Origin of the sequence: Archaeoglobus neptunius (assembly GCF_016757965.1) — an archaeon.
Classification (GTDB): domain Archaea; phylum Halobacteriota; class Archaeoglobi; order Archaeoglobales; family Archaeoglobaceae; genus Archaeoglobus; species Archaeoglobus neptunius.
The window spans coordinates 14,524-30,535 of record NZ_JAEKIW010000018.1; the positions used below are offsets into that span (position 1 = coordinate 14,524).

The window sequence follows — 16,012 nt, forward strand, 5'->3', positions numbered from 1 at the left end:
TTCTCAAAGGGGTTTACTGAATTGCAGTTATTTCCTCAGCCCAACCACCACACCCATTCGATCATGATATTTCTCCCTCTCATAAGCAAAAGCTTTAAATATATGTGGCGAACATTAAATTACGGTGGCGGCGGGTTAGCTGATGCTGTAGCTTCCCGCCGCCATAAAAATGGGAGAATTTATATAGTGGAAGGTGAGATGAAAAGTGAGAAAAGGAGGTAGAGAAGTATGAAAAGAGTAGGATTAATAGGCGTAATAATGGCGGCGCTTTTAGTGATATCAGGGATTCCAATGGCAGCAGCTGCAACCACGAACTCTACATCGTACGACGCCTTGAAGATACTCAACTTGGAAGTTCCCAAGAAAGTGACCTACGGCGAGGCTTTTGATATAACTATAAGTGCAGGTTATGCCGATTCGGCGAAGTATGGAAGCAGATTCATAGTCATTCTTGACAATGAAACATTTAAAAACGATGTTTTGAGTGGAAGTACCATACAAACAAATAAAGCCTTGAGTAACAGCAAATGGAGCGATATAATTCCAGAAGCGGGTAAAACTACGCCGTATACAATTGATACTGTGGAGAATAAACTGTACCCGGCAGACTATGTGGTTCTGGTGTTTAACGACAGCAGTCATTTCACGTTCGTGGGTTTCACGGTGGAGAGCACTACCGCAGAGAAACCTTATGTTAGCATAAGTGTTGACAAAAGCTCAGTAGCAATTGGAGATTACATAAAAGTGAAAGCGACACTTTCAACTACAGCCGATGTCAGTCCGATTAAGGTCTTTGTTACCGGTTCAGCGTTGCTCATCAATACCACAGGGGCTTATCCGGGAACATACGGAACTGCTGCGTATCTTTGCTACAATACAACTCCTACAAAGCAGCTGGATAAAGCGTGTGGAGATGATGAATGGTGGGTGCCAATACCGAAAGGTGTACCGGAAGGCGTTTACGTCGCTAAGATAGATGTGGGTAGTGGAGCAAACAGATCCGAAGCTGTTGCAACCTTCCAAGTCGTTAAGCCTAAGATAACAAGTTTGACCGTGCCATCTCAGCACGTGAATGGTACAGATCTCGTGATCGAGGGAACAACCAATCTCGCGAAGAGTGGGTCAGATTCGGATAACGCCACAACTACAAATCCGGAAAACATGGCGTATCTTACAATAACTGACCTGTCTGGGAAGGTGATATTCAATGCAACAACTCCTGACAGTGTAAAGGGTAGCGCAGCAAAGTCTTACATCGATGACAGTGGCAAGTTCAGATTCAAGATTGACAACTTTGGTGCAGAAAACCTCGGATATTACAAGGTCACGGTTAAGATAACCTCGGGTGCTTTGGGGGATGAGGAAACTGCAGTATTTGAGCTTGTTAAGCCAGAAGTGACACTTACTGCTGACAAGTACACTGTAACGAGAGGAGATACAGTCACGTTTACGATTGATACGAACCTCAAAATAAATAGTCCAGTGGTATTCAAGATTGAAAATAACAAGAGTTTCTGTTCAGGTGATCCCGACTGCGTTGCAGAGAAGACGTATTATGTTGATGCTCTTGGAAATGTTGTAATTAAGCTTGATGTCAGTCCAACGGCAGATTTAACAGACTACAAGTTTACGGCGGAGATTCCAGGCCTTGGCGTTAGTGATGAAGTTAGGGTAACAGTTGTTAAACAGACGTTAAACATAACCGCTGAGAAGACAACTGCTGTAAGGGGTGAGAGTGTTAGGTTTACTGGTTCAACATCGGCGAGCGTTGTGTATGTATATGCAAGCGATAAAGGTGTGTTCAAGATAGGTAACACTTGGGTTGCAGAGTTGCCAAGCGATACAGTCCTAGATACACCAGATGAGCTTAATACCTCTAGGGTGTATCCTGATTCTAACGACAATCTTGACTTCAAGGTAGATGTGCAGGTGACCTCAACAGCCTATGGTGATGTGTCGCCGGGAACATACTATCTGTACTTCTATGCTCCGTCCAACGTTACTGCAGATGGTAAACAAGCTAACAGAATAGACAAAGCATCCGACACCCAAGCAATTGTGGCAATTGTAGTTACAGATCCGAGAATTGAATCAGTTGAGATTCCAAGCAAGATTCCTTATCAAGGTGCAGTTGAAGTTAGCATACTAACCGCACCTGGTGACAAAAATAACGTCATAGTCACATTCAAACTTGAAGGTAGCAACGTTAAAGCTGATCCGAGCGACTTCCAGCTTGGTTCAGATCTTGGTCATCCAGATTCAAATGGTTATGTTAACTTCACATTGGACTTTAAGAAATACGCTGAAGAGACTGGGGATACACTTGAACCTGGCCTGTATGTATTTACAGCTAAGCTTAAGTTTGTCAGCAGCCTTGGTGGGGATGTTGTTGATACAAAGGACTCTCTAATTGAGATTGTCCCCCAGACGCTCGATGTGACAATAGAACCCACGCAGCCGGTTGTTGGGGACCAGATTAAGGTTACCGTTTCAACCAACAGAGAGGGCAAGTCCGGCTACGACCACATCTGGGTCACAATGGTTGGAACTAACTATAAGTCAGTGCAGAAAGTTACCCTTAACAGTAAAGGTGTTGGAACCGTTACTTTTGAGACTGTTGGACTAGCAGCCGGAACTTACAAGTTCTATGTAAGAGATACGGCTGGTACATGGGACAAAGACCATGATGAGCTTTACGTTCCTGAGAATCTGTACAACCTCGATCCGGCAGAAGCAATTGCCAAGATTTACAACGCACAGGATGACCTCCTCGTAGTCAAAACAATCCAGCTCCTCGAGACAGCTCCAACAACCACAACCGCAGTCCCGACAACCACAACCGCAGTCCCGACAACCACAACCGCAGTCCCGACAACCACCACAGTTGCAACAACCACAACCACCGCTGCTGTTACAACCACCACTGCAGGTGGTCAGGGCGGCATACCTGGCTTTGAGGCAGTGTTCGCCATAGCCGGTCTGCTGGCAGTCGCCTACCTGCTGAGAAGACGATAAAATTTCAAATTTCAACTTTTTTATTTTTGAAATAGATAGGTTTTTAAGCTAAGACCTCTTAGGCCTATTATGAGAAAAGTTCTGTTGATACTGGGACTTGTAATGCTCATTCAGCCAGTGCTGGCACTTGAACACCTCACGTCCAACAATTTCGATCAGCCGGACACGTCACTCACTCCGGAGAAAAGCTACTATCTGCCCGGAGATAGTATTACGGCCACGTATAAAATTACACCTAAAACTGACAGCGATATGGAGCTTATTGGTGGGGAAAAGGACAATCCAAGAACATACACCTTCAAAACGTCATTGGAAGATGCCAAATGGACGATTTCAATAAATTATTATCTGGGGAGCTGGACAGAGGATTTTTCGGGTAGTGAAGTCAAAATTGATGTCAAGTACTTCTATCTCGATGAGCAGAGAAAGGGTGTGAGGAGCATCGAGGTCAACGTATCCGGAAAACTTCCGGACATTGATAGCAGACTGGAAAACGTCGTCATTGTAAACGTAAGTGTTGAAGAAGCAGATAGTAACGTCTTGCCACCACTCACGGTTAAGGTCGTAAATACACAGAAATTCTCCGAGGACATACAGAAGATAAGAACAGATGCGGATAACCTGAAGGCTGAACTTAAAAAAGCAGGCGTATCCTACAATGAGTCGGATTTTGATGAGATTTACAGCTTACTCGATGAGGCGCAGAATCTTGTGAATGATGGCAAGTACCTTGAGGCCGACGGTAAAATAACGCAGGCGGAAAATAAGCTGGAAAGCGTTTCATCCCAGGCAGACAGGTTGAAGGCAGAGGCTGAGAGGGATTACGTGGACAGCATCCTGAACGAAGCGTATCTCAACCTCAGCGTGACGCAGGTCGCCCTTAACAAGATTGCCAACAGCAAAAATTACAGCATTTACGTCGAAACCTATGCAGAGTTGAACAGCAGGTATGATGAGTTGAAAGGTGAGTTCGACGATGCGAAACAGATGATAAACGAAGGAAAGTACTCTCAGGCCTACGAAAAGCTTACCGAATTAAAACCGAAAGCCGAAAAGCTCCTCAATGACGTAAACGAGCTCAGGAATAAAGTTGAAAACGAGAAACCTGAGGAAGGGGGATTTGGCCTGCCAAGCTTTCAGCTCTCTCTTCCAGTATCCCCGCTGTACGTTGCGGCTGTTACTGGAGCGGCGGTTGCTGTTGTGGTCGCTGCGTTCATAATCAGAAGAAGGGGGAGAGGTAAATGGGACGAACTCCGCTGATCATTTTCATTCTCCTCCTTCTGACTTTTTCCAAGGTATATGCTCTCGATTTTGACTACAACTGCGACAGGAATTTTAATAACTACTATTTCGGGGGCGAATATCTGTATTTCACGTGCACTATCACCCCCCACTCTTCCTCAGATGCCAAGCTGGCGGACGGTCAGGAATACACGGTTTACACTCAGCTCGACTCTTCGGCTGTAATTGTGATTGTGGAGTACAAGGATGGAAAGAAGGTTCTTTATCCGTCACCTTCTGATGAATACATTTCCGATGACAACGGCACAAGGCTGAAGTTCTATGTTCCGGAAAGTGATGATGGCATAGACTGGATGAAAATAACTGTCTACGGGTATATCCCGGTGGTTGATTATAGGCTAAAAAATGTAACCGTTCTCGGAGTTCTGGGAAAGGATGAGCTGATTGATTCTGAAACTGCGGTTGTTAACAAGCAGAAGTTCTATTCTGATCTTAAAAAATTCGAAAAAGCTGAGTGTGTGGATGAGAAAAAGCTTATGGAGGCAAAACTTCTTTACAACGATGGAAAATACACGAAAGCAGAGGAATATCTCAGGGATATTGAGGATGCGGTCAACAAGTGTTACTACAGCAGCAAAAAGGCCGATTATGAGTCGAGAGTGAGCGATCTAAAAAATGAGCTTACCGATATTAGCAAGGATCTGTTTTTGGTACAGTATATGCTCGAAAACGAAGGGGATAGAATAAAGAATTATGAAGATGTGTTCAGCCAGTGGCAGAATCTATCGCAAAAGAAGAAGGAGATTGAAGATAGGATTGACCGTGTTGAACGACTCATCCTGCAGGGAAGGTTCAGCACGGCTGGAAATGAAATCGATAGCATAGAAAAATCCCTCACCTCTTTGAAAGCAGGTGTTGAGGTTCTGAAAGACTCAATAAAGGAGAAAAGCTCCCCGGAGATTGACTGGATAACCCTTGCGATGCTTGGTGGTGTTATAGCGCTTGCTGTTATTGCGGTTGTGGTTTTCGTAAGCACGAGAAGGAGGGATAAGTGGTAGGTAGCCTGAAAGTTAACCTTTTCCGACAATAACTCTATCAATGATTTTTTTTGGAAAAATTCCATTCTCCAGAACTCCTCTGACCGTTTTTATCTTCTCTTCCAGCCTTTCAACTCTCTCATCTTCTAGGACTCCAAAGTTGCAGTCCAGGACGAAGTTCCCGTTGTCCGTTATTACAGGTCCCACCTTACCGCTCCCGTGTCTGAGTCTGATTTCGCTGCATCCCATATCATGGAGCTTTTTTACGACATAGGGATAACCGAAAGGCAGCACTTCAACTGGCACAGGCATGGACAGTTTTTCAACCAGCTTGCTTTCGTCCACAATTATCACAACCTTTTTGCTGGCAGATGCAACGATCTTCTCCCTGGTCAGTGCACCACCACCGCCCTTGATGCAGTTCATCTTGGCATCGACCTGATCTGCCCCGTCAATGCACACCTCCGGCTCATACTCCAGATCAACAATTTTAATTCCGTTCCTCAGAGCGGTAAAGTAGGACTGATAGGATGTTGGAACACCGTAAATCTCCATCTCTTCTCTTCTTATCCTTTCTCCCAGCAGATTGAGAAAAATTTCCACCGTTGATCCGCTTCCTATTCCCAGCACCATCCCATCCCTGACGACTTCAAGGGCAAGTTTAGCCGCATTAAACTTCCCACCCGATACCATCAAACCACCTTTCAATTTTAACAAAATCCACCCTTGCTGTTAGATCAATGGTGAGGGGTGTAATTGATACATATCCCTGCCTCAAAGCGTGGATGTCTGTTCCATTTCCGGCGTCTTCAATCTCCATTCCGTGGATCCAGTAGTACTCCCTTCCTCTGGGATCCAGTCTTCTCTCAACGCTTACGTTGTACATTCTCCGTGCAAGCCTCGTCACGGCAATTTTACCGTTTGGATTTGCAGGGACATTTATGTTAAGCAGATCTGTACCCTCTGGCAGCCCCTTTTCAGCCACAACTCTTGCTATGTCCCTCAGGACTCTGGACGCAAAGGTGAAGTCTGAACGGCTCGTTAGCTCGAATTTGCTCACGTCCGGCATCTGCAGTGAAACTGCTATCGCCTTGCTGCCGTGAGTTGCAGCCTCAAGGGCAGCACATACCGTTCCGGATGTCGTTGCAGCCTCTGTTGATAGGTTCTCACCAAGATTTATTCCACTTACGGTTAAGTCCGGTATATCCCCAATTATCTCATACATTCCAATTATCACTGAATCCGTTGGGGTGCCATCTACCGCGTAAACTCTCATTCCGTTTACACTGACCTCAGAAACTCTTATGGGCTCCATGATCGAAAGGCTCCTTCCCACACCGCTCCTCTGCATTGCGGGAGCGACAACAAAAACGTCTCCAAGCTCTTTTAGTGCGTCATATGCAGCTTTCAATCCGGCTGAATAAAGCCCATCATCGTTTGTCAGCAGAATCTTCATAGCTCCTTCTCAATTTTGTCAATGTAAAGAGCAATCTCGTTTACAACCTCAGGCTCCAGGTTGGCGTTGATTTCAATACCCTTGCTTTTTGCCAGCTCCTTAACCTTCTCGAAGTGAAGCGAAAGCTGTGAAACGACATACGTTTTGAGCAGATGAAGATTCTTTCTCACCTCATCATGACTGGCTTTACCGTTTTTATAAAGCTCGAGGATTTCTTCACAATCTCTTCTGAACATATCCACAATTCTCTTCTGGTCGGTCAGCTCTCCTGCAAGTTCAATGTTTTTCTCTCCTCTGACAAGCTCCCCTAACCTGTCCAGAAATGTGTTGATGTACAGCATCGTAAATTTCCTGTTGAAGAGGTTATAAATTCATTGCGATACAGATTTAAATTTTGAAGTATCAATTTTTCTGATGAAGGATATTGAGAGACAGTGCTTGCTTTCTCTGATCGGCATCGTGCAGAATATTTATGATCAGATGAAGGCCGGCAGGATACCTGAGATTGAGATTGCGACAAGGACCAAGCATAACATAGAGTTCAACGAGGAGAGTGAGGTGTGGGTTTACGGCAGCAGAAAATCAATCAGATCTGCAAAAACGGTTAAGGGGGCGTACAGAATTCTCAAGATGACGTACGTTATAGGCTTTCTCAAGGAACAGCTTAATCTGAACAAGTCATCCACTCTGAGAGAGCTCTACTACATCTCCGAGGGATGGGATGCTGCGAAGTTTGAGGAGCAATCGGAAAGCGACAGGCTTGTTGAGGACCTCGAGATACTGACGAACTTTCAGAGGGAGCATTTTCACATTCGCCCTGAAGAGGATGGAGCCACGGTCATCGGTCCCCTGAGGGTAAGGGAGGAAACCAGAAGGGGCGTGAGGGAAATACACTGTCAGGATGATGTTGGTGAAGGCGGTTATCAGATACCCGTCAATGTCGACAAAATTGATTTCGTGGATCACGATGCAAGATTTGTGATAGCAATAGAAACCGGTGGTATGAGGGACAGGCTTGTTGAAAACGGTTTTGACGAGAAATACAGCGCAATCATTGTTCACCTCAAAGGACAGCCTGCAAGAAGCACCAGAAGGCTGCTCAGGAGGCTGAACACCGAGCTCAATCTCCCGGTCGTTGTTTTCACCGATGGTGATCCATGGAGCTACAGGATTTTTGCCAGTGTAGCATATGGTAGCATAAAGTCTGCACATCTGTCGGAGTACCTCGCAACTCCTGCTGCACAGTTTGTTGGAATAAGGCCAACAGACATCACCAGGTATGATCTACCGGCAGATAAGCTGAGCGATGAAGATATAAAGGCATTGAAGTCAATTCTCACAGATCCAAGATTTGACAGTGAGTTCTGGAAAAAGGAGGTCAGCTATCAGCTTGAAATAAATAAGAAATCAGAGCAGCAGGCTTTGGCAAAGTACGGTCTGGATTACGTTACAGATGTCTATCTACCTGAGAGACTTTCAGAACTTGGAGTAATCTGATTTGTTTATTAAAAAATTGGAGTTACTGGGATTTACCCCAGGTAACAATAATATCCTGCTCGTTAAGCGATCCACCGATGATTATTGTCTCCTTCTGGTCTTTGACGAATGTGAAACCGAAGTCTCCGTTGCTTATCCCACCGAAATTGTTTTCGAATCCTAGAGCCGCAATGGAATCTTTCAGCGGGTTCAGATCTTCGGACTTAACAGGTCTCTTGATCACATAATGTACGGTAACTCCCACTCCTCCGGAAGATGTTCCGGCGTAGTATGAGTCAGGCTTGGCCCCTCCGAAAATCTTGTTCAGTATTGGCCTTATCATGTCATCCAGTTGCTTTGCATCTCCACTAAGAACAGCCTCTGTGGCAGTATCATACGGATTTTCACTCTGCTGATCTGTATTTTCCTGAGTTTCGGCAGGTGTGGTTGCAACGGGAGTTGCCTGTGGGGATTCGCTTTCAGATCCGGAACACCCGCTAAATGCCACAACAAGTGCAAGCAAAGCCAGCAGCACGTAAATTTTTTTCATTCAATCACCTAAAAAGTATTAATCTTCAGAAGATTTATAATTTTCCATTTCGAATTACTCGTAGGTAACTTCGATATTCAGAAAATCTTCTGCGATAATCGTGTTTTCAAAAACTTTTCTGGCCTCTTCGAGTAGAGGAGAGGAGTCTTTAGAGTATCTTGTGCTTATGTGTGTGAGGATAAGTTTTCTGACGTTTGCGGCCCTGGCAACATCGGCAGCCTCCTTTGCGGTTGAGTGTCCGCTCTCAATGGCCCACTCCTTCAGCTCTTCCAAAAAGGAACCGTCGTGAATCAGAATATCCGCATTACCGGCTATTTCTATCGTTCTATCTGTTGGTCTTGTGTCTCCCGTGTATACAACTTTTCTCCCTCTTCTCGGCTCACCGAGAATCATCTCGGGAGTTATTGTTCTTCCTTTCCACTCTATACTTTCGCCTCTTGCCAGTTTGGCGTAAAGGGGTCCGGGCGGAATGCCGAACTCTTTTTCAGCTTTTTCTCTGTTGAATTTGCCCCTTCTATCGTTTTCGATGATTGCGTAACCAACGCTCTCAACTATGTGCTCCGTTTTAAAGGCAACAACCTTAAAGCCTTCAAACTTCACTTCGTATCCGTCCCTTACTTCTCTCACATAGATTGGGTAATTGAGCTCGCCGTAGCCGAATGCGTCGAACAGAGCCTTCAGAACCTTCGCCCTCGGTGAGTGAATGGTCAGAGCCCTCTCTCTATCATTCAGAGACATGGTTTCAATGAGGCCGAATAGGCCGATGAAGTGGTCTGTATGCAGGTGGGTAATGAAGATGTTGTCCAGATTCCTGAATCCGGTTTTTGCAATCATCATCTGCCTTTGCGTCCCTTCTCCGCAGTCAAAAAGAAATCTGTGGCCGCCATACTGAACAAAAATAGCTGGAGAGTTTCTCTCAACACTCGGAACGGTACCGGAGGTTCCGAGAAAAGTAATTTTAAATAGCATTAAGATTCGAGAACTATCTCAATGTTCACATCCTTGGGGACCTGGATTCTCATTATCTGCCTCAGGGCTCTCTCGTCTGCAGAGATATCTATCAGCCTCTTGTGAACTCTCATCTCCCAGTGGTCCCATGTTTCGCTGCCCTCTCCGTCCGGAGCTTTTCTGACGGGAACCACCAGACGTCTTGTAGGAAGTGGTACCGGGCCGCTCAGCTCAACGCCAGTCTTATTGGCAATTTCTTTGATTTGCGAGCAGATTCTGTCGAGCTCTCTTGGATTCAGACCGGAGAGTTTAATTCTCGCCTTTGGGCCTTTAATCGGCATGAGATCACCAAAAAAATAGGGTTATTTTCTTGGGGTGAGGTCAAGAACCATTCCGGCTCCGATCGTCATCCCCATGTCTCTGATGGCGAACCTGCCCATCGGTGGGATGTCCTTGACCTTCTCGATGACCATCGGCCTGGTCGGCTCAAGCTTAACAACCGCTGCATCTCCCGTCTTGAGGAACTGTGGATTCTCCTCTTTTACCTGACCGGTTCTTGGATCAATCTTCTTCTGCAGCTCAACGAATCTGCATGCAATCTGGGCGGTGTGTGCGTGAACCACTGGCGTGTAACCGACTGTGATTGCGGTTGGATGCTGCAGTACAACCAGTTGTGCTGTGAAGTCCTTTACGACTGTTGGCGGGGTGTCCGGGTGTCCTGCGACATCTCCTCTCCTCAGGTCTTTCTTGCTCACACCTCTCACGTTGAAGCCTATGTTGTCACCAGGATAGGCCTCCTGAATTGGCTCGTGGTGCATTTCGATGCTCTTTACCTCACCGCTGACACTGGCAGGCTCAAAGACGACCTTATCACCTACTTTGAGCACACCGCTCTCAACTCTTCCGACCGGGACGGTTCCAACACCGCTGATCGAGTAGACGTCCTGGATGGGTATTCTTAATGGTTTGTCAACGAGCTTCTCTGGTGGTTTGAGCATGTCAAACGCCTCCATAAGTGTTGGTCCATTGTACCACGGAGTCTTGTCACTCTTCTTGGCGATGTTGTCTCCGTGATAAGCAGAAGTTGGTATGAACGGGATTTCGTCGACCTTGTAACCCACCATCTTGAGAAGCTTTGAGACCGCATCTTTTGCAGCCTCATACTCCTTCTGGTCGTAATTTACTCTGTCCATCTTGTTTATGGCTACAATTATCTGGTTTATACCCAGCGTCCTTGCCAGGAATATGTGCTCTCTCGTCTGTGGCTGAACCTTCTCAACCACATCCATGACCAGAACAGCAGCATCTGCCTGTGATGCGCCGGTGATCATGTTCTTGATAAAGTCCCTGTGGCCCGGACAGTCCACGATTGTAATGTAGTACTTCTCAGTCTGGAACTTTCTGTGAGCCACGTCGATGGTAACACCGCGCTCTCTCTCCTCCTTCAGCCTGTCCATGACCCATGCGAACTCGAACGTTGCTTTTCCCTTCTCCTGCGCCTCTTTCCTCATTTTCTCAATGATGTGTTCGGGTACCTCTCCTGTTTCGTAAAGCAGCCTACCAATCAGTGTGCTTTTTCCGTGGTCCACATGCCCTATAAAGGCAACATTAATGTGCTCCTTTTCCTTTGCCATATTCATCTCCTCCCTTTGAGTTTTTCATCACATCCATTAGAAGGATATATAAACCTTTCACCAGCTTAGAATGTTGGAAATAACGAGGAAAAGTAGATCACCAAGTATAAAGGCAGCCACATATCCTGCTGTGATGAAAACGAGAAAAGGCAGAGCGGGGGTTACCCATACGGTCTCAATTTTTTTCCTCCTCAGTCTCTCTATTATCTCGTCGTCTGGCTCTATAGCCCTTCTCACCCTTCTGAACCTGCCGTTCTCGTCCACGTACTCCAGGAGATTGTGAAACTTTGGCAAATTGTCGAGTCTCACCCTGTAGCCTGTAAAGTAGTATATGAAGTTCTCTCTCAGGCCCGTAACCCCCTCAACAATCAGATTTCTGAGAAACATTAACATAAGAAGAACAGGAGCTGTAATCACGGAATTGGCAAGAGTGGAGAATGCAAATGATCCGAATCCCATGTTCAGCATGGGAAATCCGTTGTATTTAGGGTAGAAAGGAAATATCAGTGCAAGAGCCATAATGGCCTTCGCATCGGCACCGCCGTATGCACCTATGAAATAAAGCAGATAGGCAAGGGATATGACCATGACAACCTGTAGGGCTGCTATTGCGAATGCTAGCTGAAAGTGCACCTCTGTAAAAAGCTGAAATGCTGTGATCGGTAGCGAGACTAGGAGCATGTACTTCCACACTCTGTTCGGTACTATTCTGCTCTCTATGTCCAGTTTGCATGCATAAATTAAAAATCCAAGGACGATGAGGAATTTTGTAAGATCAGTTACCGGCATATAGCTCGTAAAGGTCTGAAAGCATTGCGGAGGCCGTTTCTTCCTTACCAGCCCCCCTTCCGGCCAAAAAAATGTTTCCTGCAGTATCCGTTTTGAACATTGCAGCATTCATGGTACCTTTTATTGCGAGAGGGTGAGAGACCGGAACGAGTCTGGGCGATACCCTAAGCTCTTTCTTGCTTACCTCTGCGATCAGCCTTATCGTGTACCCCTGCTCTCTCGCGACTTTGAATGCTTCAGGAGTTATTTTGTCGATCCCCACTCTTTCCACATCTTCAAACTTTGCCCTCACACCAATTGTGTTCGCTATAATGACCAGCTTTGCCGCAGCGTCGACCCCCTCAACATCGAAGGATGGATCTGCTTCAGCAATTCCGAGTTCCTGAGCCTCAGTGAGTATCTGCTCATATGAAAGTCCCTCCTCCTCCATTCTCGAAAGTATGTAGTTGCATGTGCCGTTGAGTATTCCCTTAACACTCACTATATCGCAGAATGCAAGGTATTTTCTTACCATCTTTATCACCGGCATGGCCCCGCCAACGGTCGCCTCGTACATGAGTCTTGCTCCATTCCGCCGTGCAAGCCTCATCAGGCCTTCGAAATCTGCAACAAGGGGCCCCTTGTTCGAAGTAATGACATCGCAGCCTCTGTGCAGGGCAGCTTTGATATATCTCAGCCCATCTCCACCATCCAGTTTTGTATGTGTCGTTTCAACGAGCAGGTTATACTCGGTCTCGCTGACGATTTCTTCAGGTCCTGTATCGTCTCTCAGCCTTCCGTTTTGTCTTTTCATCCTTATCGCTTCTTCGATGCTGAAGTTTCCAGAAATGGAGCTTTTGGAGTCCGCAATTGCAACGACCCTGTATTCCCCGATGCACTTCTCAATCACATTCCTTTTTTTCATCAGCAACTCGGCGAACCCCTGACCGACGGTACCGAAACCGACAATGGCAATTCTTATCATACGGGATCCTCATTTATAGGCTCGATGAGCATAATATTCTTCCTTCTGCAGATTTCTCTGAGCTTCCCAATTGCCTCTTTAAGTTTGTCATTTCCTGAAGCTGAGATTGTTACTATGGCCGTTGACGGACCTGAAACTTCCGGCATGCTCACGTGCATTTCAACACATTCAGCCTCTCCGTCAATGTCAATGCTGTTTATCGTGTCACTGATGTCCGTGTGAATCAAATGTCCTATCAGCAGTACGGATGTTGTAGCAGTGAGTCTTACCTCATTGAAGCTTCTTATGATTGTTCCTGAAAGCCTGAGGGTTTCGATGAGCCTTTCCACCTTTCTGCCATCGATCTTAAAAGAAATCTCTACTGGCAGCCTGTTGAGCGGAGTTTTTCTGCCTCTCTGGTGTACAATTCCAACTATATTTCCCCCCATCTTTGAGATCGGTTCGAGAACCTTCAGGAGCTGTCCGGGCCTGTCTTCGAGCTCAACGATCAGAGTAATCAGCAGCTCATTCATATATTGGCACGCCTTCCATTTCTGTTATCTTTCTGAATTCCTCCATCAACCTCCTCGTGACCTCGCCCGGTTTACCATCTCCAATTTTTCTTCCATCTATTACCACGATCGGTGCGATCTCAGCAGCCGTGCCTGTTACAAAAACCTCGTCTGCAGTGTACAGGTCGTAAAGTCCAACATTTGTTTCCCTGAAGGGTATGCCAAGTTTTTCGATAATTTCTATCACCACCTGTCTGGTAATTCCTCTCAGGTTGTTTATTGTTGGCGGGGTTATAATCTCACCGTTTTTTACAATGAAAATGTTATCCCCGCTCCCCTCTGAAATGTAGCCGTTTCGGTCAAGGAATATTGCCTCATCACCACCCTTTGCGTTTGCCTCGATTTTTGCCAGAATGTTGTTCAGATAGTTGAGGGATTTTATGTTTGGTGGCAGAGCATCAAAGGCGTTTCTTCTCACCGCCACGGTAACTGCGGTAAGGCCCTTTTCGTAAAGGTCCCCGTAGAGCTTACCCCATGGCTTTGTTATGACTATAACTGATGGTTTGCCGCACTTCCTCGGATCCAGCCCCAGATCTCCGATTCCTCTCGTGACGATTGGTCTTATGTATGCATCTTTCAGGTTGTTTTTTCTCAGGGTTTCCAGTATGGCCTCTATGAATTCCTCCTTGCTGAGAGGTATTTCCAGGTCGATAGCCTTTGCAGAGTCGTACAGCCGGTCAATGTGCTCCTTAAGTCTGAAAACCTTTCCGTTATAGGCTCTTATCCCCTCGAAGACGCCATCTCCGTAAAGAAATCCGTGATCAAATATGCTGATTTTCGCCTCATTTTCCGGAACAAATTCGCCATCAATATACACGAGCAACATTAAGCAGACATCACAGAATTAATTAAAAATAGTTTCGTTCATTTGCATAGCTTTGCTGCAACTCTCGCCGCCCTCTCCACAGAGTCGAAGAGAACAGCATTGCAGTCCTGGAGCGCCATATCCATTTTCTGATAATTTTCGGGAGTTGTGGAGTAAACGAAGATCCCCGGTTTCTTAAATCTTTCTGCAACCGTTCTGATCACCTCTGGTGGGATTACCCAGCTTGGTGGAGCCTCAGCGTACAGGAACATGATGATTCCGGTGTCACTGTCGTTTGAAACGGCATCAACAACTCCTGTAAATATACCCAGGTCTAAACCACTGAAGGACAGGTCAACGGGATTCTCTCTCATCGTGATTGGAGGTAGCAACTTTCTCAACTTCATTATTGTATTTTCATCAAATTTCGCTACTCTCCCTCCGCCGGTCTCAATTGTATCTGCTGCGACTATGCCCATACCAGCCTGAATCGTAAGAATACCCACGCCCTTCCCCCTCGCCTCGTCCAGCCCATCGAGTCTTTCAAGGGCTGTCGCAATGTCAATCAACTCAACAGGGTTCTCAGCCACGAACGCACCAGCCTGTCTCATTGCAGATTCAAAAACCCTGTAATCTCCTGCCATGCTTCCTGTATGGCTCAGCGAGGCCCTGTCGGCGACACTGCTCTTTCCGGATTTCATTACGACAATTCTCTTTTTTTCCGCCATCTCTCTTATCTGGCCAAATAGCGCTCTTCCATTTTCCACACCTTCAATGTAGAGTGCAACGACATCTGTATCATTGCTGTCCTTCAGGAAGTTTAGAACATCCGGGAAATCAATGTCGCAGCGATTTCCAAGATGGAGAATGTAGCTGAATCCTGCATTGAGGAATTTATGCATGATGTAATGGCATATTCCTCCACTCTGGGAAACCAGGGCTATTCTTCCCTTTTTGACATTGCTGAACATCGGAGTGAAGCTGGCGTTTATTCCCTTTATAACGTTGACAATGCCAAACGTATTTGGCCCAACGATTCTGAAGTTTTTCTGTTCGGCCATATCTCTCAGCATCTTTTCGAGCTCTTTTCCTTCACCGTACTCGGCCTCCTTGAAACCCGACGAGATGATCACCGCTCCCTTAACACCGGCGTTTGCAGCATCAAGAGCCGCCTCCAGCACCTTTTCTGCAGGAACGGCAATTATGGCCAGATCTGGAGTTTCTGGCAGGACACTCAGTGAAGGATATGCCTTTAACCCGTTGATTACTTTCGCAGCCGGGTTTATAGGATAGATTCTTAAATTTTTGTTGGACATGAGGCTTTTTACCACTGAATTTCCGACCTTTATCGGATTGGTCGAGGCTCCGATCACAGCAACAGACTTCGGGTTTATAATCTCTGATACGTCCTTTAAGGTGTAATCAAACCTCTTTCTCTCCCCAACAGCAATCCTCGCATCCGCAACAACGCATCCATTCTCGTAGACGAAGACGGGATTCAGGTCCATCTCAACTATACCCTCTTTCTCGACCATCTCCCCAACT

16 protein-coding genes are annotated in these 16,012 nt (G+C 46.2%); 4 read left to right on the forward strand and 12 right to left on the reverse strand.

Annotated elements, in window-relative coordinates:
• The first annotated feature begins 228 nt into the window (after positions 1 to 228).
• From JFQ59_RS12180 to JFQ59_RS12190, 3 genes are all read left to right on the forward strand, one after another.
• Entirely contained in the window at positions 229 to 3,015 is a 2,787-nt protein-coding gene (locus tag JFQ59_RS12180; protein WP_202320781.1) for a PGF-CTERM sorting domain-containing protein, read from the forward strand.
• Between the two features lie 69 nt (positions 3,016 to 3,084).
• Positions 3,085 to 4,275, forward strand: a complete 1,191-nt coding sequence (locus tag JFQ59_RS12185; protein WP_202320782.1) for a hypothetical protein — start codon at positions 3,085 to 3,087, stop codon at positions 4,273 to 4,275.
• Positions 4,257 to 5,315 (forward strand): hypothetical protein, encoded by a 1,059-nt coding sequence (locus tag JFQ59_RS12190; protein ID WP_202320783.1) that lies wholly within the window; start codon positions 4,257 to 4,259, stop codon positions 5,313 to 5,315. The genes JFQ59_RS12185 and JFQ59_RS12190 overlap by 19 nt, the downstream gene beginning before the upstream one ends.
• Positions 5,316 to 5,327: 12 nt before the next feature.
• Here JFQ59_RS12190 and rpiA read toward each other — a convergent pair whose 3' ends face one another.
• Genes rpiA through JFQ59_RS12205 form a run of 3 tightly spaced genes read right to left on the reverse strand, consistent with a single transcriptional unit; the run spans position 5,328 to position 7,091 of the window.
• Positions 5,328 to 5,987 carry a ribose 5-phosphate isomerase A gene (gene rpiA, locus JFQ59_RS12195; protein WP_202320784.1) on the reverse strand — a complete coding sequence of 220 codons (660 nt, stop codon included), beginning with the start codon at positions 5,985 to 5,987 and terminating at the stop codon, positions 5,328 to 5,330.
• The gene (gene surE / locus JFQ59_RS12200; protein WP_202320785.1) at positions 5,965 to 6,750 is read right to left on the reverse strand and encodes a 5'/3'-nucleotidase SurE; all 786 of its coding nucleotides are present in this window, start codon (positions 6,748 to 6,750) and stop codon (positions 5,965 to 5,967) included. The genes rpiA and surE overlap by 23 nt, the downstream gene beginning before the upstream one ends.
• Positions 6,747 to 7,091, reverse strand: coding sequence for a hypothetical protein (locus tag JFQ59_RS12205; RefSeq protein WP_202320786.1), 345 nt, complete (start codon positions 7,089 to 7,091; stop codon positions 6,747 to 6,749). The genes surE and JFQ59_RS12205 overlap by 4 nt, the downstream gene beginning before the upstream one ends.
• Positions 7,092 to 7,164: 73 nt before the next feature.
• On the opposite strand from JFQ59_RS12205, the gene JFQ59_RS12210 reads away from it, so the two are divergent.
• A complete protein-coding gene (locus JFQ59_RS12210; protein ID WP_202320787.1) occupies positions 7,165 to 8,247 on the forward strand; it encodes a DNA topoisomerase IV subunit A in 1,083 nt (360 codons plus the stop codon).
• Positions 8,248 to 8,269: 22 nt separating this feature from the next.
• On the opposite strand, the gene JFQ59_RS12215 is transcribed toward JFQ59_RS12210, so the two are convergent.
• From JFQ59_RS12215 to JFQ59_RS12255, 9 genes are all read right to left on the reverse strand, one after another.
• Positions 8,270 to 8,776, reverse strand: a complete 507-nt coding sequence (locus JFQ59_RS12215) for a hypothetical protein (protein ID WP_202320788.1) — start codon at positions 8,774 to 8,776, stop codon at positions 8,270 to 8,272.
• 54 nt (positions 8,777 to 8,830) lie between these two features.
• Positions 8,831 to 9,745 (reverse strand): ribonuclease Z, encoded by a 915-nt coding sequence (rnz, locus tag JFQ59_RS12220; RefSeq protein ID WP_202320789.1) that lies wholly within the window; start codon positions 9,743 to 9,745, stop codon positions 8,831 to 8,833.
• Entirely contained in the window at positions 9,745 to 10,065 is a 321-nt protein-coding gene (gene rpsJ / locus JFQ59_RS12225) for a 30S ribosomal protein S10 (protein WP_202320790.1), read from the reverse strand. The genes rnz and rpsJ overlap by 1 nt, the downstream gene beginning before the upstream one ends.
• Before the next feature lie 21 nt (positions 10,066 to 10,086).
• Positions 10,087 to 11,358 (reverse strand): translation elongation factor EF-1 subunit alpha, encoded by a 1,272-nt coding sequence (tuf, locus tag JFQ59_RS12230; protein WP_202320791.1) that lies wholly within the window; start codon positions 11,356 to 11,358, stop codon positions 10,087 to 10,089.
• Between the two features lie 57 nt (positions 11,359 to 11,415).
• Positions 11,416 to 12,147 (reverse strand): A24 family peptidase C-terminal domain-containing protein, encoded by a 732-nt coding sequence (locus JFQ59_RS12235; protein WP_202320792.1) that lies wholly within the window; start codon positions 12,145 to 12,147, stop codon positions 11,416 to 11,418.
• Positions 12,134 to 13,111 (reverse strand): homoserine dehydrogenase, encoded by a 978-nt coding sequence (locus JFQ59_RS12240; RefSeq protein ID WP_202320793.1) that lies wholly within the window; start codon positions 13,109 to 13,111, stop codon positions 12,134 to 12,136. The genes JFQ59_RS12235 and JFQ59_RS12240 overlap by 14 nt, the downstream gene beginning before the upstream one ends.
• Positions 13,108 to 13,623: an ACT domain-containing protein gene (locus tag JFQ59_RS12245; protein WP_202320794.1), complete on the reverse strand. Its 516-nt coding sequence runs from the start codon at positions 13,621 to 13,623 to the stop codon at positions 13,108 to 13,110. Before JFQ59_RS12245 ends, JFQ59_RS12240 begins: the two co-directional genes overlap by 4 nt.
• Positions 13,616 to 14,488 (reverse strand): branched-chain-amino-acid transaminase, encoded by an 873-nt coding sequence (gene ilvE, locus JFQ59_RS12250; protein ID WP_202320795.1) that lies wholly within the window; start codon positions 14,486 to 14,488, stop codon positions 13,616 to 13,618. Before ilvE ends, JFQ59_RS12245 begins: the two co-directional genes overlap by 8 nt.
• A gap of 38 nt (positions 14,489 to 14,526) precedes the next feature.
• A partial coding sequence (locus JFQ59_RS12255) for an acetate--CoA ligase family protein (protein ID WP_202320796.1) occupies positions 14,527 to 16,012 on the reverse strand: 1,486 nt, incomplete at its 5' end.